Source organism: Rossellomorea aquimaris (genome assembly GCF_008180865.1).
Classification (GTDB): Bacteria; Bacillota; Bacilli; order Bacillales; family Bacillaceae_B; genus Rossellomorea; species Rossellomorea yichunensis.
The window spans coordinates 865,091-887,975 of the sequence record NZ_VTEX01000002.1 but is presented as its reverse complement, the minus strand read 5'-3'; the positions used below and the strand labels follow the sequence as shown (position 1 = coordinate 887,975).

Here is a 22,885-nt window from a genome sequence, read left to right as displayed (position 1 = left end):
CAAAATTCATGATTGGTGTCGATATCGGGACAACCAGTACAAAAGCAGTACTTTTTAATGAAAAGGGAGAAGCGATCGATCGTCATGGGGTCGAATATCCATTACATACACCAGCACCGGGAACCGCCGAACAAGATCCCGAAGAAATCTTCCGTGCCGTCATCAGTTGTATAAAGGAAGTGACTTCGAAAACAAGTGAGAAAATTTCGTTTGTGTCGTTCAGCTCTGCTATGCACAGCTTGATCCTGGTGGATGAGAAGGACCAGCCTCTGACTCCTTCCATTACTTGGGCTGATAACCGAAGTGCCGAATGGGCGAATAAGATAAAAAAAGAAATGAATGGTTTGGAGATTTATCGTAGAACAGGGACTCCTATTCACCCGATGTCCCCGCTTGTAAAGCTTGCATGGCTGCAGCATGAAGAACCCGAATTAGTTTCCAAGGCAGCTAAGTTCATTTCCATAAAAGAATTTGTGTTCCATCGCTTTTTCGGAAAATATGTTGTGGATTATTCAATCGCATCTGCAACAGGTATGTTCCATCTGGAAAACCTGGCTTGGGATGAAGAAGCGTTGAAGGTGGCAGGTGTCACCAAGGATCAACTTTCGGTTCCTGTCTCAACGACTGAAAGCTTAGTTGGATTGAAATCCGAGTACACGGAAATGATGGGCTTATCAGCCGACACACCGTTTGTCGTCGGAGCAAGTGATGGAGTCCTATCGAATCTTGGCGTCAATGCCATTGAACCGGGTGTCGTAGCCGTTACGATCGGAACGAGTGGTGCGATACGTGCTGTAACGGATCGTCCTGTAACGGATCCTAAAGGCCGCATTTTCTGTTATGCCTTGACGGATAATCATTGGGTGATTGGCGGACCTGTCAATAACGGTGGCATGATCTTTCGTTGGGTGAGGGACGAACTGGCTTCTGCAGAGGTTGAAGTGGCGAGCCGGTTAGGAAAAGATCCTTACGAAGTACTTACGGATATTGCATCTAAAGTAGAACCGGGCTCGGAAGGATTGCTCTTCCATCCATATATGGCAGGCGAACGGGCCCCTCTTTGGAACGCAAAAGCCCGTGGTTCATTCTTTGGACTCGGTATGCATCACAAAAAAGAGCATATGATCCGTGCAGTGTTAGAAGGAATTGTCATGAATTTATACAGCGTTCTTCTGGCGCTGGAAGAATTAATCGGAACACCGAAAAGGGTCCAGGCAACGGGTGGATTTGCCCGCTCGGAAATTTGGCGTCAAATGCTCGCTGATGTATTTGATCAGGAAGTGGAAGTACCGGAAAGCTTCGAAAGCTCATGTCTTGGAGCGGTTGTCCTTGGGATGTATGGCAAAGGGATGATTGACTCACTGGAAGAAGTGAGTGAAATGGTCGGCTCTGTACATTCCCATCAACCAGATCCGAAAGCAACGGAAGCTTATACGAAGCTGATGCCTATCTTTATTCGCGTTCCACGTTTGTTGGAAGAAGAATATGCAGCGATAAGTGCATACCAGGAAGGAAGCTGACTCATCTGAGTCGGCTTTCTTTAGGTAAGAGTGGCAAGGAATCTACTTAGCCAAGAATGGTTGTTTTCATGTATAATAGAAACGAAAATACCTTTTAAGAGTGAAAGTATCTATAGATAAATGTGAAAGAGAGTGAAACAATATGGGACGTAAATGGAATAACATTAAAGAAAAGAAAGCGTCTAAGGATGCGAATACCAGTCGTATTTATGCGAAGTTCGGTCGTGAAATCTATGTTGCGGCCAAGCAAGGTGAGCCGGATCCTGAACTGAACCAAACGCTGAAATTTGTTCTAGAGCGTGCGAAAACATACAGCGTACCGAAACACATCGTGGACCGTGCCATCGAAAAAGCAAAGGGTGGTTCAGAAGAGAACTATGACGAACTACGCTATGAAGGCTTCGGACCGAATGGTTCCATGGTCATTGTTGATGCCCTGACGAACAATGTAAACCGAACTGCATCCGAAGTGCGTGCTGCTTTCGGCAAAAATGGCGGTAATATGGGTGTGAGTGGATCTGTAGCGTATATGTTCGATGCAACAGCCGTAATCGGTATTGAAGGGAAATCAGAAGAAGAAGTAATGGAGATCCTGATGGAAGCGGATGTAGACGCACGTGATATTATCGAGGAAGATGATGCTGTGATTGTTTACGCTGAACCAGATCAATTCCATGCGGTTCAAGAAGCGTTTAAAGGTGCAGGTGTCACTGAGTTTACAGTAGCGGAACTGACAATGCTTGCGCAGAATGATGTCGAACTTCCAGAAGACGGTCAAGCTCAATTCGAAAAAATGATTGATGCGATCGAAGATTTGGAAGATGTTCAGCAGGTTTATCATAATGTTGATTTAGGTGAATGATAGGAGAAAGGACCCCTGATGCTGAGCGCATTTGGGGTTTTTTATTGGAGAACATCCCCGCTGATTATGTCACTTTACCACTTTATTTGTCGAATAGATTGAAAATTCAGCAAAATACTTCATTCTCCCAATCTGCTTTGTTATGCTAAAGAGGAATCTGAATAAATACGTGACAAGGGGAGAGGAAAATATGGGACTAGATCAACTTGAATTACAGCAAGCAGAACAGAACGTGGATCGAAAGGAAAAAACCAAACCCTATCTAACGGCATTGATCGGTTGGAGTCTGCCGGCAATCGAAGCGTGTACGAAGCTTAATAGGCCTTTCGTCGTTGTTGGCCCCGCTGATTTTGAGGCATATGCAGAAAAACATGATATTGCCTTTATCGGTTGGGACTTCGATCGATTAAATGAAGGTTCAGATCATCTTTATAAACAGCTGAAAGCAATGGGTGCAGAAGTAGCCGTTCCTTTATATGAAGAGTGTGTGGAGTGGTCCGGGGCATTAAACTCCCGTTTCCGTAACGAACCACGCGTCTTCAATCGTTCTCTTCTATTAAGAGATAAAGGGATGATGAAGCGTAAAGCGCAAATTGCCGGAATCAAAGTAGGTGTATTTGAAGAAGCACGGGATAAGGAAGATGTAAGGAGGTTCCTGAAACGTGTGAATGAAGCCCTTCTGAAAGTCGAAGGAGATAAGAACGACCCCATTCACGTAAAACCTCTTGATAAAGCAGGGTCTGTCGGACACCGTGCCATTGAGAATCCGGAAGATATCGATGCTCTCACCGATTCGGAGTTTCCGCTTCTGATGGAAAGTCATTTAGACGGACAGGAATTCTCGTGTGAAGCTTTTATTCATAATGGAAAGATCCAATTTTTAAATATAACGGAGTATGTGCGGTTAGGCTACTCTAATTTCGTACCGGCATCTCCAAGCCTTGAGGAAAAGCGTCCGATCATCCGAGAGGCGATTCAACAGCTCATTGATGCGTTTGAGATTGAATACGGTGTTATTCATCCGGAATATTTCATTACGTCCGATGGTACTCTTCATTTTGGTGAAGTCGCAGCCAGAGTCCCCGGCGGACATATCTTTGATCTGATTGAGAGGGCTTATGGGTTTAATGCATATCAAGCTCAAATCCTTTGCAGTGACCCCAATACAACAGAAGAAGAGCTTAGAGAGTTTTTCCCTACTACAGGTGAAAAGGCAAAAGCTCATGCAGGTTGTTTAATGGTCCACCCTCATGTTAATTATGTGGAGAAACTGGAGGTACCGGATGAACTGGAGAACCATCCCTATTTTGAAAAACATGATATGTTCAGTCCTGCTCAAGGGAAGGTAGCTCAGCGAATCGGCTTCGGTAATCATTACGGAACGATCTTCTTCTACGGGGAAGACAGTGAAATCATGAGGGATCTATTAAAGGAATACGAACAGTTTAACTTCTATATTTAATTCTCTCATCCACTGGTATTTTGATCGATAAAGGAGTTTTGAAATGGCATTTGAATTAACGTCTAAGCTGGAAGATCGATTTCTGCAAGCGCTTAATGAACTGGAGAGCGCAGCTTCATTTGCGAAATCAATGTATCAAACTGACGTCTATCAGGAAGCCCAAAGATTGTTGGATATGGATGAAGGATTGGAGATTCTATATCGGAGCGCAAGTCGCTTTGAAAAAGCCGGGGTCTTCCAGGACGGCCCCTGGGAAAAGGCGTCCAAGCTCCAACCACCACTTGTGGCCGGTTCTCTTCAAGCGAAGGGGCTTCCTTCGATCATTGAAATTCTCAGTGAGTTAAGAATGCTCTCCATTGCAGAAGGACAGTATGAACATTCCGATGTTTCGACGGAAATGGCAGAGGATTTCCTCAATGAAGTAATGGTTCTGAATCTGAACCTGCTTTTCCCTGAAGCAACAGAAGCAGCACGGATTGAAGGTGGAGAGCAGAGTGAAAGGGCAACGGAATTATTTCGATTTCTATCTGATAAGCTTTCCTATCAAGCACTTACAACTACACTGATTAAAGAAATCGAACGTTTGACAGCACAGCGTCCGATCATGGTAAAAAGGACCGTGTCAATGATCCAAACGGCCAAAAAAATGCTTCATTCAGATTTAAGCGTAGCGGAACGCCTTGTGTTGGAGAAGTATGTTTCGGCCATTGAAGGTCCATCACCAATCAGCAAAAGCATTGTTCAGCCAGGTGAGTACCGAAAAAAGTTGATGAACCTGTCCAAGGAAGAGCTCGAGAAAGAAGCGGTGGCCTTTGCGGGTTCAATGCGTGAAACAGGATTGGTCGCCCCTCAGCATGCCATCCTGTTAAGGTTCCTGAGCAGAAAAGTTCAAGACCTTGTTCCGGCTGCCCTGCACTTAAATGACAAAGGAAAAGCAAACTTGGATGAACATAAGGAACTTGTATTCCAGCTCATAAAAGTGGCAATCTATCCAGCCACAAAGCAATCGGTTTATGGACTCGCTCTTATGCTTGAGCGGGGTGTATTATCGTCATCTCCAGTATCACCGGGATTGAAAAGGCTGATTGAGCTCGATATTCGACCGGAAGTTCGGAAGACACTCCTTAATTCGTGTAAAGCTGGAGACGGAATTACAGCAAATTCTGTCCTTCTGGCCGGTGTCATCAATGTCCTCGGTCAACCGATCGGGATTGGCCAAGGCCTAAATCCGACTTGTCAAACAGCGCGGGGAATCAGCCTTTGGGCACAGCATGCTCCAGGATACTTACTCGAACTGATTCCACGGGCGGCCAGAGATGGAGATATCGATATAATGTTTGAAGGAACACCGGTCCATTCCAAAGAATTAAGTGGAGGGCTGGCACCTGAGCTTCATCAAGAGCTTGATCCTGTGTCACTTGTTCTCGTTCCTCATCTTGATCGTATATATAGTGAGATGATGAGACGTGTATCGCTCAGAGGGGAAGATGGACACCGCTGGGTGAATCCGGAGTTCTATGGAGATTGGGTTCAAAAAGGATTCAGCACGGTCATTGATTCACTAACAGGCCTCATCTCAGACTATGGCGGGTTCGTTCGTTTGTTTTATGCCACTCATCATCCGGAATACAATGATGACTACGGATTGATCTATCCGAATCCTGTCGGGATCTTCATTACAAATGTTCATGGAAAGCTCCTTGGGTTCCATGCCGTTTCGATTCTGAGAATCACCCAGGATCCCAATGGCGAATACCGGATCTACTTCTATAATCCGAATAACGATGGCTCTCAGAACTGGGGGCAGGGCATAGAACCTTCCGTCATGGAAAACGGGGAACTGGAAGGAGAATGCTCTCTTCCGTTTCACGAGTTTGTTTCCCGCCTATACGCTTTCCACTACAACCCTTATGAACAGGGAGATGCCTTTGCTGTGGAAAATGAAATTGTCGATGAAATCAAAGATCTTGCCCGGGATAGCTGGGGCAGGGATTATACGTGGGTTTGAAGATGAATGTGGCGTTAAGCAGCTTAAGTTGCTTAACGCTTTTTTTGAGCTGTATGAAGTTTGGATGATTCTTTTATCAGTAGCCATACTAAATAATGGAGGTGGAATAAATGAGAGATCATAAGAAACCTGAAGAGTTCCGGATGGACACGCCGTTAAATCCGGAATTCACAATGAATAACCAGCTTCGTAACCCCAGTCAAGTGTATGTTCCGGGAGAGTCAGTAGAGGAACATCATGCAATTGAGGAAGGGAACGGGTTCATTGCAGAAAAAGAACTCGGACAAGCAAACGAAAATAGTTAAGAGGTGAAGAAAGATGATGAATAAAGAGTTTCCGGTGGCAAACCTATCAGAAGATACGTTGAATCAAGTGCAGAATATGGAAAGTGAACTTCGTCAGCAAACGAACGAGGATATTATTCTAATCGCTTATAAGAATGGTGGTGGAATGATTGAAGAGGGAAGATGAAGTGAATAAAGGAAATAAAGACATGCCGGATTTCAAACAGTTAAACGACCGTGTCATCGCAGAGGAACCGAAAGGACCGTTTTTCGCAATTAAAACAAATATGGATACGGCAGGTGTCAAGGACAATCCGTATGCGTCTGAAAATACAGATCCCGAACAAGATGAGAAATTACAGCAATTTTTCGAAGATGAAGAGTTATAGGTGATATGAGAATAAATAACTGGAAAAAGTGTCAGTCACATGATTGGCACCTTTTTTGATTTACTATCGTTCAAATACATAAAAAAGCCCTATACTAGAGGTATAAGACATATTTACTTGGAAGAGAGGAATAAAAATGTCGAAAGTAGCGTTGGTAGTAGGGTCCACTGGATTAGTCGGTTCCCATTTGATTGAAATACTGATCAAGAGTCCCGTGTATAAAAAAGTGATTTCGTTCGTGAGAAGGAGCAGTGGAGTGGAACATGAAAAGTTGGATGAACGAATCATCCCATTCGATCAGATGAAGCTCCTTCCCCACGAGGAAATCGACGATGTTTTCTGTTGTCTAGGAACGACCATTAAGAAAGCGCAGACAAAGGAAGCGTTTAGAAAGGTAGATTATGAGTACCCCGTTCAACTGGGGAGGCTCGGTAAAGACCATGGAGCCAAACAATATATGGTCATATCGGCTATTGGAGCGAGCTCGGGTTCACCGTTCTTTTATAGTAAGGTGAAAGGAGAGTTGGAGGAAGACTTAATAGCGTTGTATTATCCCGTACTGCACATTTTCAGGCCATCCCTTCTTTTAGGAGAGACAGATGAATTCCGCTTGGGGGAAAAAGCGGGAGAAATCTTCTCCAGAGCCATCCGTCCGGTGATGGTAGGCAAGTTGAAAAAATACAGAAGCATTTCAGGTCGTCAGGTGGCCTATGGAATGTACCGTGCCGCCAATGGCTCTGGCAGTGATAAAGTAACCATCCATGAATCGGATCAAATTCAAAACCTTTAAAAAAGGGGGATTCCATGAAGAGGATACTAAGAGGTCATCATCTACTTTGTACTCACGGGTTTCAAGGTATGGGGTACAGTACTGAATTCGTTAAGGTGATGGCAGACATAGTGGGAGAGATGCGAAACGAGGAATTGGACTTTCCCATCCAGGTTGTTCAGTCCTTCGATGACGCCTGCCAGGCCTGCCCTCATAAGGGGAGATCAGCATGTGAAAAAAGTGCGGACTCCAATGACCATGTTCTATCGTTAGACAGCAAGGTTCTTCACCATTTTGGATTGAAACACGGAGACATCTATATGAAATCAGCATTGATCAGCATTACGGCCCGAAAGGTAAAGCCTGAAGACCTTGATCATTTATGTGAAGGCTGCTCCTGGCTGGAGTATGGGGTTTGTAAGGAAGGGATCGGAAAGTTAAGGGAGAATGTTTTAGTGTAAATTAAAATGAAAGACCCACATCTGATCAGGTGCGGGTCTTTAGTCATTAGATTTTATAATAATGTCTCAATGCATTCATCAGATGCTTAAGCGTTGGGTCTTCCTCAAGGTTCATCATCATCCCTTTAATGACGACGATACGCGTCTCATCCTTTTGAATTTCTTCTTTGATGACTTCCAATGAAATTTGGCTGTTTTCATCTTCCGCTATTTCTATGGAGTCCTCAATCATATGAACAAGGGTGGATTCGTTGATTCTGTTTGAAGAAGTGAAATCCTTCACCAGATCATCCAATTTTTCAAAGGAAAGAACAGGCTGATCCCCGCTTTTTAGTAAGCCTTCCACTAAATCATCTGTACGTTTCAATATGAATCGGGACAAATAGGAAAAATCCAATTCGATTTTATCAAGCATCACCAATTCTAAATAAGAATGGAAAAAACCTTGAATCATCATGGTGATATCCCAGAAATAGGGTTCGATTTTTTTTCCGTAAATCCCATATAATCTTTTTTTATAATAACGATGGGTGTCCATTTTCATCTCGCTGAGGAGATCATGGATTTCATCGTTAAACGGCATGGCATTCTCTCTGATCTGCATAATGATAAACTCTTTATGTTTGCAGATTTCAATAAACTGACATTCTAATTGTTTTTGGAATTTTTCATAAGGAGGCAGATCCTCGTTTTCAATCTCATTCACTTTAGCTGTGATCATTTTAAAATAGTAGTTCATGATAGCTAACAGAAGGGCTTCCTTTGACTTGAAATACAAATAGAATGCACCTTTAGATATTTCACACTCATTCACGATTTCTTGAACCGAGGTAGCGTTAAACCCTTTCGTGGCAAACAGCTTAATCGATGTTTCAATAATTAATTTCTCTTTTTCCTTCATGCTTTCCTCTCCTTGATAAACTCCTTGACTCCATTATGACCGATTGGTCACAAAAAATAAACCTTTTATTTTATAAGTATATTGACTTATGACTGTTCGGTCAGTTATATTAGATTGTGTTATGACTAGTCGGTCAGAAAATGAGAGAAGGGACGATTAAAAGAGTGAATAGTATTATTAATTTCGTACTCAAGAATAAGTTTGCCGTATGGTTAATGACCATCATCGTCATTATTGCAGGCTTATATTCTGGATTTAATATGAAACTCGAAACCTTGCCAAACATTAATACACCGATTGTGAGTGTTACGACGGTGTATCCGGGAGCTACACCTGAAGACGTAGCGGAAAAGGTTTCAGAACCAATTGAAAAACGTTTGAAGAATTTAAATGGAGTAAATGTTGTCAGCTCCACGTCTTATCAAAATGCTTCAGCCGTTCAGATAGAATACAAGTTTTCGAAAGATATGGACGAAGCAAAGACTGAAGTGGAAGATGCTCTTTCAGATCTCTCTTTTCCAGAAGGGGTGAATGAGCCGGAAGTATCAAGACTAAGCTTTAACGCTTTCCCGATCATCGCACTTAGTGTAGCAAATGATGATCAATCTCTTGCTCAATTAACTTCGACTGTAGAAGAAACGATCGTACCACAACTTGAAGGAGTGGACGGGGTAGCATCTGTTCAAGTTTCAGGTCAACAAGTTCAAGAAGCACAAGTCGTTTTTGATCAAGAAAAGCTTGTTCAATACGGCTTAACCGAAGAAACGGTCCAAAATATGATCAAAGGTTCTGATGTGACAGCACCATTAGGACTTTACACGTTTAAAGACAGTCAGAAATCTGTGATGGTTGATGGAAATATCACAACGATCGAAGATTTGAAAGAGATGAAGATTCCTGTGACGCCTTCAGCCGGCGGGAATATGGAAGCGCCGCAAGGACAACAGCCTGGTGGTCAATCTTCTCAAGGTCAACCTGTAGAAACGCCTCAGGCTCAGGAAGCACCTGCGGGGATGAAAGTCCCGACCGTACAATTATCAGATATTGCTGATATTGAACTGAAAGGGAAAGCTGAATCCATTTCCAGAACCAATGGGAAGGAATCCATCGGACTTCAAGTGGTGAAAACAGCTGACGCCAATACGGTAGACGTTGTAAACGCCGTAAAAGAAGAAGTGAAAGATTTTGAAAAAAGCTTGGATGGGGTTGAAATCATCTCTACCTTTGACCAGGGCGAACCGATTGAGGAATCAGTCAGTACCATGCTGAACAAAGCATTATTTGGTGCTATATTTGCGGTCATCATCATCCTGCTATTCTTACGGGATATTAAATCGACGCTAATCTCCGTCGTATCGATCCCATTATCGTTGTTAATCGCGATTTTACTTTTAAAACAGATGGATATCACATTAAATATTATGACTCTTGGAGCCATGACCGTAGCGATTGGACGTGTCATTGATGACTCCATCGTAGTAGTGGAGAACATTTACCGACGGATGTCCCTTAAAGGTGAGCTGTTGAAAGGAAAAGAGTTGATCCGGGAAGCAACGAAGGAAATGTTCGTTCCGATCGCGTCTTCCACGATTGTAACAATCGCTGTGTTCCTTCCATTAGGATTGGTTCAGGGAATGATCGGGGAACTATTCCTGCCATTCGCATTGACCATCGTGTTTGCCCTATTGGCTTCACTTCTAGTGGCAGTAACGATTGTACCGATGCTTGCTCACTCGATGTTTAAAAAAGGTGTCGGGAAGAAGCATGTGGAAAAACAAAGCCGTTTAGCGATTTGGTACAAAGGCGTATTGAACTGGTCGCTGAACCATAAAATCATCACGTCACTCCTGGCTGTCGCGATGCTTGTCGGAAGCTTGTTCCTGGTTCCGCTCATCGGGGTGAGTTTCCTGCCATCAGACGAAGAAAAGATGATCATGGCAACGTATAAACCGGAACCAGGTCAAACAGAAGAAGATGTAAATCAAATCGCTCAAGATGCAGAAGAGTATTTCCAAGGGCGTAAAGGGGCTGAAACGATTCAGTACTCGGTTGGTGGAGAGAACCCAATGAGTCCGGGGAGCTCAAACAACGCAATATTCTATGTTCAATACAGTGATGAAACAGAGAATTTCTCTGAAGAAAAAGAACAAGTCATTAAAAAACTTCAAGAAACAACAGATAAAGGGGAATGGGCTTCACAAGACTTCTCCGCCAGTGCCGGCAGCAATGAAATTGTCGTGTATGTGTACGGTGAAACCCTGAAAGAAATCGAACCTGTTGTAAACGACATTCAAGCTATGATGAAAGATAAAGAAGATTTCAAAAAAGTAGGGTCGAGTATCTCTGAATCGTACGATGAGTATTCGTTCATCGCAGACCAGGAAAAGCTGAGTGAGCTTGGCCTGACAGCGGGTCAAATCGCAATGGAACTTGGTCAGACACGTCAGCGTCCGGTCCTTACCACCATTGAAAAAGATGGAGAAGAGGTAAATGTCTATTTAGACGTTGAAAAAGAAGAGTACGAAAGCATCAACGACTTGACGGATAAAACCATTCAATCACCACTGGGCATTGAAGTTCCGATTAAAGACGTCGTTGAAGTGCAGGAAGGTAAGACATCCGATACTGTTTCACGACGCGACGGAAAAGTATTTGCTCAAGTGAGCGGAGAATTAAAATCGGATGATGTGTCAAAAGCATCACAAGCCATTCAAAAAGAAATCGAAGAACTCGATTTGCCAGAAGGTATCAATGTAGACATGGGTGGAGTAACGGAAGACATCCAGGAATCCTTCACACAACTGGGATTAGCGATGCTCGCAGCCATTGCCATTGTGTACTTGATCCTCGTGATCACATTCGGCGGAGGGCTTGCACCGTTTGCCATTTTGTTCTCGCTGCCATTTACGATCATCGGGGCATTGGTTGGACTATTAATCGCAGGAGAAACAATCAGTATCTCCTCCATGATTGGTGCACTCATGCTGATTGGTATCGTTGTAACCAACGCAATCGTCCTGATTGACCGGGTGATTCATAAAGAAAACGAAGGTCTATCAACAAGGGAAGCGTTACTAGAAGCCGGTGCCACCCGACTTCGCCCGATCCTTATGACAGCCATTGCGACAATCGGGGCACTGTTCCCATTGGCGTTAGGTCTTGAAGGAAGTGGATTGATCTCTAAAGGACTTGGTGTAACAGTGATTGGCGGTCTGACAAGTTCGACACTATTAACACTTGTCGTTGTGCCGATCGTGTATGAAATCCTGATGAAAATTAAAGGAAAGATTGGTCGACGGAAGCGAAAGGCAGTAAAAGAGTAAGTTGAGGAAAGCAGTCCTGTTGCGGGGCTGCTTTTTTTCTTTAGGTTGCCTCTTGTATAAATTTTCTGAAAAATAGTATTGATTCCATCAAAAGTCTGGACTATAATAACATTAACGAAAGCGCTTTCGATGAAGAGGAGATAACAATGGTTACAATCTATGACTTAGCAAAACGGACTGGTTTTTCCAGTACGACAGTTTCTAAAGCTCTTAACAATTACACAGATGTGAGTCAGAAAACGAAACAAAAAATCCTGGAGGCCGCAGCTGAAATGGGGTATTTACCAAATGCCCACGCCCAGTCTTTATCGACAAAAAAATCCTGGACGATCGGTGTAATGTTCGCTGAGGACAACGAGGTCGGGATGAAACATCCTTTCTTTAGCGCCCTCATTGAAAGTTTTAGAAAGCATGTAGAACGGGAAGGCTATGATTTAATCTTTGCCTCTCGCAATCTGCGAAATCGGGATACTAGTTATTTGGAGCATTTTATGTACCGTGCTGTGGATGGGATCGTCGTAATATGTTCAGATCCTAACGACCCGCAGGTTCAAGACATGATTAATAATCATGTGCCGATTGTCGTGATTGATATGAGCAATCAGAACTGCAGCGTCGTCTATTCCGATAATATTGAGGGAGGGAGGCTTGCAGTGAACTATCTTCATTCATTGGGCCATACAAGAATCGCTCATATTTCAGGAGATCCAAAGATCGATGCAGGAGCACAAAGGATTAAAGGGTTTTCTAAGGCCATGAATGATTTAAACCTTCCGATTCATCAAGAATACCTTGTGAATGGTGGATTGTTTTCCATTCAAGAAGGTAGAGCAGCAATGGAGTCCCTTCTAGAACTGGAAACGATACCTACTGCTGTTTTTGTAGCAGGTGACCATATGGCCATCGGAGCAATGGAAGCCATTAAAGAAAAGGGATTAAAAATACCGGAAGATATCTCTATCATCGGGTATGATGACATTGAAATGTCGGCCTATGTCACTCCGAAACTAACCACAGTCAGACAAGACACGGATAGAATCGGTGCTCGGGCAGGACAGTTACTAATTAAACAAATGATTCAAAAAAAGAAACTCATAACAACGGAAATCATTCCAGTAGAACTAATCATCAGGGAATCATGCACATCACTAAAAAAAGAAAAAAATAATTAATTTTTATTTTTTAGTAATTCCGAAACCGGTTTCGGAATTTTTAAAAGAAGTGAAACGAAACCGCTTTCGCAACTATATTGGGAAAAGAACAAAGGGGGATAATGATGAAGAAGTTTTTAGGAATATTTATGACGCTTGTACTGCTGGCAGGGGTATTGTCAGCTTGCTCCGGAGATTCTAAATCATCGGGAAGTTCGAAAGATAAAGACGTGGATTTGAAGGTGTGGTCATTTACGGATGAACTGAAGAAACCAATCACGAAGTTTGAAGAGAAAAACGGCGTAAAAGTAGAATTGACGATTGTTCCAATCGCTGATTACCCGACGAAATTAAAACCTGTTTTAGAGAGTGGCGTGGGAGCACCGGATGTATTTACGGGAGAAATTGCATTCCTTAAGCAGTGGGTGGATGCGGGATATTGGGAGAATTTATCGGAAGACCCCTACAATGTAGATGAAATCAAAGATAAATATGTTCCTTACGTATTTGATTTAGGTAAAGACAAAGAAGGTAACGTAAGAGCCCTATCATGGCAAACAACTCCGGGGGGGATCTTCTACAGAAGAAGCATTGCAAAAGAAGTACTTGGCACAGATGATCCAACTGAGGTAGGTAACATGATGAACTCAATGGACAATGTATTTAAAGTTGCGGAGAAGATGAAGGAAAAAGGCTACAGCATGTTTCCGGATGAGGGTGCGATCCGCTGGTTCTCTCAAGGAAATAATCCACAACCTTGGGTGAATGATAAAAATGAGTTGCAACTGACAGATGAAAAGATCGAGTATATGGAATCTGCAAAGAAACTTCGTGAAAACAACTATACAGCTCTTGCTGCTGAGTGGTCTCCATCGTGGTTCGAAGCGATGGATAAGCCGATAAAAATGAAAGAAAATGGAAAAGAGAAAGAAACACAAGTGTTCTCATATGTTCTTCCGACGTGGGGCCTTCACAGCGTCCTGAAGACAAATGTAAAAGAAACAGCAGGGGACTGGGCCGTGACGAATGGACCAAGCCCGTACTTCTGGGGTGGAACATGGTTAGGGGTCTACGAAAAATCAGAGAACAAAGAACTTGCGTATGACTTTGTGAAGATGATGACCCAGGAAGATGAATTCCTGACAGACTGGGCAAAAGAAACTGGGGATGTTCTGTCCTACCTACCTGTTACAAACGAAATCAAAGGTGATTTCAGTGACGAATTCCTTGGCGGTCAAAATAACTATCAATTCTTCCTTGAACAAGCGAAAGAAATCGAGCCTGGAATTGTAACGAAATATGATCAACAGCTAGATACGTTCTATGGAAACGCTGTTCAGCAATACGTGGACGGGAAGAAATCAAAAGAAGAAGCCATTAAAGAGTTTTATAAAAAAGCACAAAACGCATATCCGGACATAAAAGTACCAAAAAATTAACATGTAAAAAATCAAGGGCAAGTGGCATGGTCCATGCCACTTGCCAAATCTACTAACAACTAAGGGGGGCTGGGGAATGAAGAAATTAGACCGATATGGTTATGTTTTTATTGCCCCGTTTTGGATCATCTTTTTAATATTTAGTATTTATCCTGTTGCGCTTACATTCTACTATAGCTTTACGAATTATTCAGGAAGCGGGACAGCAGAAGTTGTCGGTCTTGCAAACTATGCCCGTTTACTCTCGGACAGTTATTTTGTGGAAGCATTTTTTAACACATGGAAAATATGGGGGATCAATTTTGCCCTGCAAATAGGACTGGCCCTTGTACTCGCATTAATCTTCTCTGATATGAGAATGAAGTTAAAAGGTTTGGCATTTTTCAGATCGATCTTTTATTTACCTAATTTAATCACGATTAGTTCGGTCGCTCTGCTATTTGGTATCTTACTGGACTGGCAGCACGGATCATTAAATATGATTCTATTAAATATAGGTCTTATATCAGAACCGATTAATTGGCTGAACGAGCCGACGACTGCACAGCTGTCTGTATCCCTGATCCTTACCTGGATGTGGTTCGGTCATTCGTTCATTGTGGTCATGGCGGGTGTTTCCGGAATTTCGAAAGACTACTACGAGGCTGCCTTGATCGATGGAGCAAACCGATGGCAGACCTTTACAAAAATCACCATTCCCTTATTAAAACCAATCTTACTTTATATCATGATCACATCCCTGATCGGCGGCCTTCAGCTGTTTGATCTGCCGATGCTTCTGACAGACGGAATCGGTTCCCCGGATGGATCACTGAATACCATGGTACTGTACCTGTACAATCAAGCATTCAAGTTTAACAATTACGGGTATGCATCAGCTGTAGCATACGGATTGTTTGTCATTACCTTGATTTTCTCTGCGATTGTCTTCAAAGGGATGTATGGTAATGAACGCAAACAAGCAAGGAAGGTGTAATGCATGTTGGGAAAAACAGCGGTTGAAAAAAATGTGTCCACTCAGAAGATAGAAAAACCAAAACCCGAACTTCTGCCACATGAGTCCAAACTAAAGACCAGAAACAACATTGTGAAGAGCATTATCTATATCCTGCTTGTGTTGATGGCGATTATTTGCTTCATCCCATTTCTTATGATGCTTGTGAACGCAACAAGATCGAATGAAGCGATCCTGTCAGGATTCACCTTGATCCCGGGCAGTTCCTTAGTTGAAAACTATACCAATATGATGGAATACGTAAACATTTGGTCGGGTTTCAAGAATAGTCTGATCATCTCTGTCCTCACGACCGTATTATCAGGATATTTTTCAGCTTTGACTGCCTATGGATTTGCTTTTTACACATTCAGGGGGAAGAATTTCTTATTCGTCTTCATGCTTGTGATGATGATGGTTCCGGGACAATTGGGGCTTATCGGCTTTTATGAACTAAGTAAGAACCTGGGGATACTGGATTCCTTCATCCCATTGATCGTACCTGCGATCGCAAGTCCATTTGTCGTGTTCTTTCTCAGACAATACATCAAGACGACTTTGCATCCAAGTCTAATAGAAGCGGCCCGAATCGATGGTGCGAGTGAGTTCAAGATTTTCCATACGGTGGCGATTCCGATCATGATGCCGGCTGTTGCAACGATGTCGATCTTCACGTTCATCGGATCATGGAATAACTACATCATGCCACTCGTGATCTTGTTCTCGCCTGAAAAATATACGTTGCCAGTATTGATGGGATTCTTGAAGGGATCTCAAGTAGCACAAAATTTAGGATCGATGTATTTAGGGATTGCGATTTCAGTCGTACCAATCATGATTGCGTTCCTATTCTTATCTAAATATATCGTCAACAGCATTTCAGCAGGATCAATCAAAGAATAGAGGAGAGAATGACATATGCATTTTGAGAAAACATTTACCTTTGGAACTGCCACATCATCGTATCAAATTGAAGGAGCTCACCAGGAAGGGGGAAGAACTCCATCCATTTGGGATATGTTCTGTGACATTCCGGGAAGAGTGTATAAGCAGCATAACGGTGATGTCGCATGTGATCACTATCACCGATTTGAAGAAGACATCCAGCATATTAAACGCCTTGGAGTGGATACGTACCGTTTCTCCATTGCATGGCCACGCATCTTTCCTGAAAAGGGTAAGTACAATCAGGAAGGGATGGACTTTTATAAAAAGCTTGCAAGAAGACTTCAAGAAGAAGGAATCAAGCCGGCCGTTACGCTATATCATTGGGATCTGCCAATGTGGGCGCATGAAGAGGGCGGATGGGTCAATCGTGAATCCGTTCAATGGTTCCTGGAATATGCCAGAGCATGTTTCACGGAGCTTGATTCGGTAGTCGATTCTTGGATCACTCATAATGAACCATGGTGTGCGGGCTTCCTTGGCTACCATCAAGGGGTGCATGCTCCGGGTCATACCAATATGGATGAAGCGGTCAAAGCTGTACATCACATGCTGTTATCTCACGGGAAAGCGGTAGAAATGCTGAAGAAAGAATTCCAATCCCAAACCGACATCGGCATCACGTTGAATCTATCACCGGTTTATCCAAATACGGATTCAGTGAACGATGCGTTAGCTGCAAATAATGCGGATGGTTATTCGAATCGCTGGTTCCTTGATCCTGTATTCAAGGGAGAATATCCGAAAGACATGATGAACTTATTCTCGAAATATGTCCATTCCTATGACTTTATTAAAGAAGGGGATATGAAGCTGATCTCAATTGAATGTGACTTCTTCGGCATCAATTATTACAGTCGTGGAATCGTCGAGTTCAGTGCAGCCCATGACTTTATGCATAAAGGAGCTTACTCTGATTATAAGAAAACAGGGATGGGCTGGGATATCGCGCCGAATGAATTTAAAGACCTCATCCGCCGCCTGAGACAAGTTTATACTGATCTGCCAATCTATATAACGGAAAACGGTGCGGCTTATGACGATGTGTTGGAGAATGGACGAGTGCATGATAAGGAACGTGTCGACTACTTGAATCTGCATCTTCAAGCCGTTTCTGACCTTAATGATGAAGGCATGAACATTCAAGGATATTATCTATGGTCACTGATGGATAACTTCGAGTGGAGCTTCGGATATGATAAGCGATTCGGAATTCTTTACGTGGATTTTGATACACAAGAGCGAATTTGGAAAGACAGCGCCTTCCGATACGCTGAAATCATCCGGGATCATAAAGAGAAGCATGGTCTTCACACAAATGCAGAGGAAGTTGCACAATGAATGCAAAGCAAGTAAAGGTAATTTTGACAGCCAAAGATACTGGAGAGCGGTTCTCTGAAAAAGAACCGGTTTCCTTTTCTTCTGATCAAGCTCCATCTGCTACTCATATCAAGCTTGATCCAGAGCGGAAATATCAAGAAATGATAGGGTTTGGAGGCGCGTTCACCGAAGCGGCTGCTCACAGCCTCTCCCTCATCAGCCCAGAAAAACGGGAAGAAATCATTCACCGGTATTTCGATCCTGAAGAAGGTTTGGGCTATCGTTTAGGCAGAACACATATCAATAGCTGTGATTTTTCGTTAGGGAACTATACGTATGTGGAGGATGGCGATACGTCGTTAGAAAGCTTTTCCATCGAACGTGAGAAGAAGCTCGTGATTCCTCTTATTCAAGAAGCGATGAATGTGGCGGATGAAGAACTTTCCATCGTAGCTTCACCCTGGAGTCCGCCTTCATGGATGAAGACGAACGGAGAAATGAACAATGGCGGGAAACTATTATCAGAGTATGAATCTGTTTGGGCTGATTATTATTCAAAGTATATAGAGGCGATGGAAGAAGAGGGGATCCGAATCTGGGGCATCACGATTCAAAATGAACCGGAAGCAAAGCAGGTGTGGGATTCTTGTCTATATACGGGAGAAGAAGAGCGTGACTTCATTAAAAATCATCTAGGTCCGTCCCTGGCGAAAAATGGGCATGATGATGTGAAGGTCATCATATGGGACCATAATCGTGATGTGATATATGAGCGTGCCCATGCCGTATTATCTGATCCTGAAGCAGCTAAGTACGTATGGGGAACAGGTTTGCACTGGTACGTGTCGGAGGAGTTTGAAAATCTCTCTAAAGTACATCATGCTTTTCCTGATAAGCATCTTATTTTTACGGAAGGGTGCATTGAAGGCGGGGTACAGGTAGGTTCATGGGATACAGGTGAGCGTTACGGCAGGAATATCATCGGTGACTTGAACAATTATCTTGAAGCCTGGATCGATTGGAATTTGGTATTGAATGAAGAAGGCGGGCCTAATCATGTAGGGAATTATTGTGACGCGCCGGTGATCGTAGATACTCAAACGGACGAGGTTCACTATAACAGTTCTTATTATTATATTGGCCATTTTAGTAAATATATCAAGCCTGGTGCAAGACGTATTGGAAGTCAAGTTTCCAATGACTCCATATTGGCTACGTCCTTTGAAAATCCAGATGGGGAAATCGTGTTGGTTGCTATGAATGCGAATAGCGGGAATGAGGAAATTTCAATATCCTGTGCTGATGGATCGATGACTACTACGCTACCTTCTCATTCTATAGCTACATTCATTATTAGATAATAGATTGAAAGCAGTCCTCGGGAGGGCTGCTTTTTGTTTTGAAAATAGATAGGCCGGTGGGTATTCTGTAGCGGTATGTTCACAATTTGGCACAAGTTTGTCTGAAAGTGACACAACAAAGTGGAAAAGTGGCACGAGTTTGCTTGAAACTGGCACGAGTTTGGTTGGAAGTGCCGCTACAACCTCTCCCTCATACTCAACAATACCCCGCAGCATCAATCTAAAGCGAAACAAACCCATAATAAAGCACTAACTCCATTTCCATCACGTGCCCCTTCACATATTCCCAGGACAACCATCATAGAATAGACCATCTAAAACAAAGGCAGGGTACAAACATATGAGTTTGTTTTTAAGAGGTACATTGGTGCTGGTGGTGACGGCTTTTTTAGGTGAGTGTTTGGAGTTTGTGATCAATATGATTTTGGCTCGGGAGCTTGGGGAGGCTGGTCTTGGCTCATATATGTCGATTCTGCCGACTGTGTTTCTGATTGTCATTTTATCAAGTATGGAGCTGCCGATCAGTCTTTCCAAGTTCTTTGCCGAACGGGAAGAAAAGTATCATCGGGGCATGCTTCACTATGCATTTCGATTTGCGGTCATCACGACGTGCATTCTCTTAGTTCTCATGGTCCTCATATATGCCTGGACTCCTTTATTTGAAGGATACCACCCAGGGATTCGCTGGCTCATTTTGATTGTCATTCCCATTGTGGCGTTTACTTCGATCACCAGGGGCTATTTTATGGGGATCCAGCGGATGGGCAAAATTGCAGTCGCAAATTTTCTGCGTAAAGGAATTCAGCTATTTTTACTGGTTTCGATCTATAATTTTCTATCTTTTGGTATCAATACGTCCATCTTCATAGCACTTGGGACGCTGATTGCCAGTGAAGTGGTCGTCTTTGTTTATTTAATTCATGCTTACGTACTCGAGATTAGGGGTAATAGAAAGAAAAGCCATTCTACATTATCAATAATTGAAATGAGAAAGTCAGTATTATCTGTATCGCTTCCAACGACCGTGCTGCGGATATTCCACGCTCTCACCCATGCCGTTCAGCCATTTTTGATCAAATGGGCGTTAGTTCTTTCAGGTATGGGAGCGCTGGAAGCGAATGAGCATTTCGGAATGTTGGCTGGAATTGCCCTCACCATCGGCTTTTTTCCATCATTTATTGCCTTCTCGATGTTGATCGTGTTAATTCCGACTGTATCGGAAAAAGTGTCATCAAAGGACTTTGATGGAATACTGACACACCTTAAGCAGGTCATGTGGATTACATTAGGATATGGAATTCCTGTAGTATTCATATACTATTTGCTTGGGGACTATATTACAGAAATGTTCTTTCATTCTGTGGAATCGGCCTATTATTTGAAGCTGCTCTGGCCGTATTTTCTTTTTCATTTCCTGGTGTTTCCACTCCAAGCTTTTTTGATCGGACTGGGATTGGTGAAGGATGCTCTCCTTCATACCATATGGTCGAGTGTATTTTCTTTTACACTGATATACTTGCTCGGATCCCGTTTTGGAATGGAAGGAGTCATTCTTGGCATGAACGCGGGAGCCGTTCTGATCACCATGCTTCATTATTTTACGATCTGCAGAGAATTGGAAACGACTCTCTGGTTAAAATCGGCAATTAAAATGTAAACTATAAAAAAACAGATGTGCCCTTTTGAACCTCTTTGTTTTGCACAAAGAGGGACAAATCTTTTATCCTGGAAACATGTACATAATATCTACTGTTATGATGGCTCATTTCATAACCTTCAAAGGAGAAAGCTATGATCGATTCTATTTTATTCAACATCATGTTAGTCGGAGTACTCGGGATCGCTTCCCAGTGGATTGCCTGGAGGTTCAGGCTTCCTGCCATCGTCGTCATGTCGATTGTTGGATTGCTGGTGGGACCTATATTTGGTCTCATTAATCCAAAGGACGATTTCGGGGAAGTGTTCAAACCCATTATATCCATGGCGGTTGCCATCATCCTTTTTGAAGGAAGCTTAAATCTTAATTTTCGAGAGGTAAAGGGATTAGGTAAGCCTTTATTTAGAATAGTCACCATAGGAGCCATCCTTGCTTGGATATTAGGTTCTCTAGGGGCTCATTATGTGGCCGGGTTATCCTGGGCTGTTTCCTTTGTCATTGGTGGATTATTTATCGTAACCGGTCCAACCGTCATTCTACCCCTGCTAAGACAGGCGAAGTTGAAACCAAGACCTGCAGCGATCCTGAAATGGGAAGGGATAGTCGTTGATCCATTCGGTGCCCTGCTTGCCGTTTTTGCTTTTGAAATCATTAATTTCTTTATAAGCGATGAAGTCACGGGGTTAGCTTTATTACTCTTCTTTGCAGCTTCCTTATTTGCCGTGGTATTTGGATGGGCACTGGGGAAATTCACAGGCTTCATTTTTGAAAATGGACATGTACCGGAGTTCTTGAAGTCACCTGTTGTTTTTGCGCTGGTTCTTGCCTGCTTCACAGTTTCAGATCAGATCACACATGAAACAGGACTGTTAGCCGTCACGGCAATGGGGATGACGCTTGCGAATATGCATATTTCATCCATTGATGATATGCGTCACTTCAAAGAAAACATTTCGGTACTTCTCATTTCAACCATTTTCGTGATGCTGACGGCTTCGTTAACCGTAGATACGCTATTACGAATCTTTAACTGGAACATCGTCGCGTTTGTGCTTCTTATGTTATTCATTGTCCGACCATTATCGATTTGGTTATCTACGATAGGGACGGACCTCTCTAATAAGGAGAAATTGCTTGTCGGCTGGATTGCCCCTAGGGGAATTGTCGCGCTGACCGTCTCAAGTTATTTTGCTTCAGTACTATTAGAGAAAGGCTTTGAGGATGCGGCTATACTGACGTCCCTGACTTTTGCACTCGTTTTCTCTACAGTATGTGCACATGGCTTCTCCATTAAATGGCTGGCGAAAAAATTGGACCTTGCCATTGATGAAAGACCGGGAGTTATGATTGTGGGAGGGAGTAAATTCAGTACTGAATTTGCCAAAACCCTTCAAGACCTGAAGATTCCGGTCTTAATTTCGGATTCATCATGGCAGAGATTGTTTTCAGTCAGAAAAGCAGGGATCCCATTCTACCGTGGTGAAATCTTATCCGAACAAACGGAATACTATCTAGATATGACGCCGTATGAATACATGATTGCGGCTACGGAGCTTGATTCTTACAACGCTCTTGTCTGTACGACATTTGTTCCTGAGATCGGCCGTAATAACCTATTCCAACTGAGTTTGCGCAGCCAGCGGGACGATGATCTTGAAGATATGGTTCATACGATTGGCGGAAGGATCCTCTTCCAAAACCACGTGACATGGGAAGAGCTGAATAAACGTGTCGAACGGGGAGACGTATTCAGAAAAACGAATATTACTGAAAAGTACACCTTTGAATCTTATCTGGAGGAGCGGGATGAAAACACATTATTGTTGTTTGCCCTTAAAGCGGCAGGAAGGATTGAATTCTTCACTGAAGGTGCTTCACCTAAGATTGAGCAGGGAGATGTGATTGTCAGTCTCACTCAGCCCTGTAAGGAAAAGAATAAGATTCAGGAGAAACTTACGGTTCAACGTGAAAAAGAGATCATCAAAGCTCAAAATGAAACGAATCAAGAAAGCGCCGACTAAGTCGACGCTTTCTTTATT

General features: G+C 43.0%; 19 protein-coding genes. 18 read left to right on the top strand and 1 reads right to left on the bottom strand.

From position 1 onward, the window contains the following. Nucleotides 1–8: 8 nt before the first annotated feature. The 9 genes from gntK to FZC88_RS11920 all read left to right on the top strand — a co-directional run bounded on the left by gntK (nucleotide 9) and on the right by FZC88_RS11920 (nucleotide 7,755). Nucleotides 9–1,520: a gluconokinase gene (gntK, locus tag FZC88_RS11955; RefSeq protein ID WP_148968142.1), complete on the top strand. Its 1,512-nt coding sequence runs from the start codon at nucleotides 9–11 to the stop codon at nucleotides 1,518–1,520. Between the two features lie 142 nt (nucleotides 1,521–1,662). Next, nucleotides 1,663–2,382: a YebC/PmpR family DNA-binding transcriptional regulator gene (locus tag FZC88_RS11950; protein WP_044339151.1), complete on the top strand. Its 720-nt coding sequence runs from the start codon at nucleotides 1,663–1,665 to the stop codon at nucleotides 2,380–2,382. A 190-nt stretch (nucleotides 2,383–2,572) separates the two neighbouring features. Further along, on the top strand, nucleotides 2,573–3,844 hold the full coding sequence (locus tag FZC88_RS11945; protein WP_148967324.1) for an ATP-grasp domain-containing protein: 1,272 nt from the start codon (nucleotides 2,573–2,575) through the stop codon (nucleotides 3,842–3,844). A 43-nt stretch (nucleotides 3,845–3,887) separates the two neighbouring features. Beyond that, the gene (locus tag FZC88_RS11940; protein WP_148995028.1) at nucleotides 3,888–5,852 is read left to right on the top strand and encodes a hypothetical protein; all 1,965 of its coding nucleotides are present in this window, start codon (nucleotides 3,888–3,890) and stop codon (nucleotides 5,850–5,852) included. Nucleotides 5,853–5,962: 110 nt separating this feature from the next. Then, nucleotides 5,963–6,157 (top strand): hypothetical protein, encoded by a 195-nt coding sequence (locus FZC88_RS11935; protein ID WP_148995027.1) that lies wholly within the window; start codon nucleotides 5,963–5,965, stop codon nucleotides 6,155–6,157. Between the two features lie 16 nt (nucleotides 6,158–6,173). Continuing rightward, nucleotides 6,174–6,323, top strand: coding sequence for a hypothetical protein (locus tag FZC88_RS24030; protein ID WP_187443615.1), 150 nt, complete (start codon nucleotides 6,174–6,176; stop codon nucleotides 6,321–6,323). Continuing rightward, complete coding sequence (locus FZC88_RS11930; RefSeq protein ID WP_148967327.1) at nucleotides 6,307–6,525, top strand: hypothetical protein; 219 nt, start codon at nucleotides 6,307–6,309, stop codon at nucleotides 6,523–6,525. Before FZC88_RS24030 ends, FZC88_RS11930 begins: the two co-directional genes overlap by 17 nt. 136 nt (nucleotides 6,526–6,661) lie before the next feature. Then, entirely contained in the window at nucleotides 6,662–7,315 is a 654-nt protein-coding gene (locus tag FZC88_RS11925; protein WP_148995026.1) for an NAD-dependent epimerase/dehydratase family protein, read from the top strand. 14 nt (nucleotides 7,316–7,329) lie between these two features. Then, nucleotides 7,330–7,755, top strand: a complete 426-nt coding sequence (locus tag FZC88_RS11920; protein WP_148995025.1) for a DUF1284 domain-containing protein — start codon at nucleotides 7,330–7,332, stop codon at nucleotides 7,753–7,755. 46 nt (nucleotides 7,756–7,801) lie between these two features. Here the strand turns inward: FZC88_RS11920 and FZC88_RS11915 are convergent, their stop codons facing one another. Next, nucleotides 7,802–8,656, bottom strand: a complete 855-nt coding sequence (locus FZC88_RS11915; protein WP_148995024.1) for a TetR/AcrR family transcriptional regulator — start codon at nucleotides 8,654–8,656, stop codon at nucleotides 7,802–7,804. 164 nt (nucleotides 8,657–8,820) lie between these two features. On the opposite strand from FZC88_RS11915, the gene FZC88_RS11910 reads away from it, so the two are divergent. From FZC88_RS11910 to FZC88_RS11870, 9 genes are all read left to right on the top strand, one after another. Continuing rightward, nucleotides 8,821–11,979, top strand: a complete 3,159-nt coding sequence (locus FZC88_RS11910) for an efflux RND transporter permease subunit (protein WP_148995023.1) — start codon at nucleotides 8,821–8,823, stop codon at nucleotides 11,977–11,979. A 146-nt stretch (nucleotides 11,980–12,125) separates the two neighbouring features. Then, nucleotides 12,126–13,151, top strand: coding sequence for a LacI family DNA-binding transcriptional regulator (locus tag FZC88_RS11905; protein WP_148995022.1), 1,026 nt, complete (start codon nucleotides 12,126–12,128; stop codon nucleotides 13,149–13,151). A gap of 104 nt (nucleotides 13,152–13,255) precedes the next feature. Beyond that, nucleotides 13,256–14,569: an ABC transporter substrate-binding protein gene (locus FZC88_RS11900; RefSeq protein WP_148995021.1), complete on the top strand. Its 1,314-nt coding sequence runs from the start codon at nucleotides 13,256–13,258 to the stop codon at nucleotides 14,567–14,569. A gap of 76 nt (nucleotides 14,570–14,645) precedes the next feature. Next, complete coding sequence (locus FZC88_RS11895) at nucleotides 14,646–15,545, top strand: carbohydrate ABC transporter permease (protein ID WP_148995020.1); 900 nt, start codon at nucleotides 14,646–14,648, stop codon at nucleotides 15,543–15,545. A 144-nt stretch (nucleotides 15,546–15,689) separates the two neighbouring features. Further along, nucleotides 15,690–16,466 carry a carbohydrate ABC transporter permease gene (locus tag FZC88_RS11890; protein WP_262371858.1) on the top strand — a complete coding sequence of 259 codons (777 nt, stop codon included), beginning with the start codon at nucleotides 15,690–15,692 and terminating at the stop codon, nucleotides 16,464–16,466. A gap of 15 nt (nucleotides 16,467–16,481) precedes the next feature. Further along, on the top strand, nucleotides 16,482–17,849 hold the full coding sequence (locus tag FZC88_RS11885) for a GH1 family beta-glucosidase (RefSeq protein ID WP_148995019.1): 1,368 nt from the start codon (nucleotides 16,482–16,484) through the stop codon (nucleotides 17,847–17,849). Beyond that, nucleotides 17,846–19,189, top strand: coding sequence for a glycoside hydrolase family 30 protein (locus tag FZC88_RS11880; RefSeq protein WP_148995018.1), 1,344 nt, complete (start codon nucleotides 17,846–17,848; stop codon nucleotides 19,187–19,189). The genes FZC88_RS11885 and FZC88_RS11880 overlap by 4 nt, the downstream gene beginning before the upstream one ends. A 340-nt stretch (nucleotides 19,190–19,529) precedes the next feature. After that, nucleotides 19,530–20,846 (top strand): oligosaccharide flippase family protein, encoded by a 1,317-nt coding sequence (locus FZC88_RS11875; protein WP_148995017.1) that lies wholly within the window; start codon nucleotides 19,530–19,532, stop codon nucleotides 20,844–20,846. A 134-nt stretch (nucleotides 20,847–20,980) separates the two neighbouring features. Continuing rightward, on the top strand, nucleotides 20,981–22,867 hold the full coding sequence (locus FZC88_RS11870) for a cation:proton antiporter (RefSeq protein WP_187443594.1): 1,887 nt from the start codon (nucleotides 20,981–20,983) through the stop codon (nucleotides 22,865–22,867). Nucleotides 22,868–22,885: the final 18 nt, after the last annotated feature.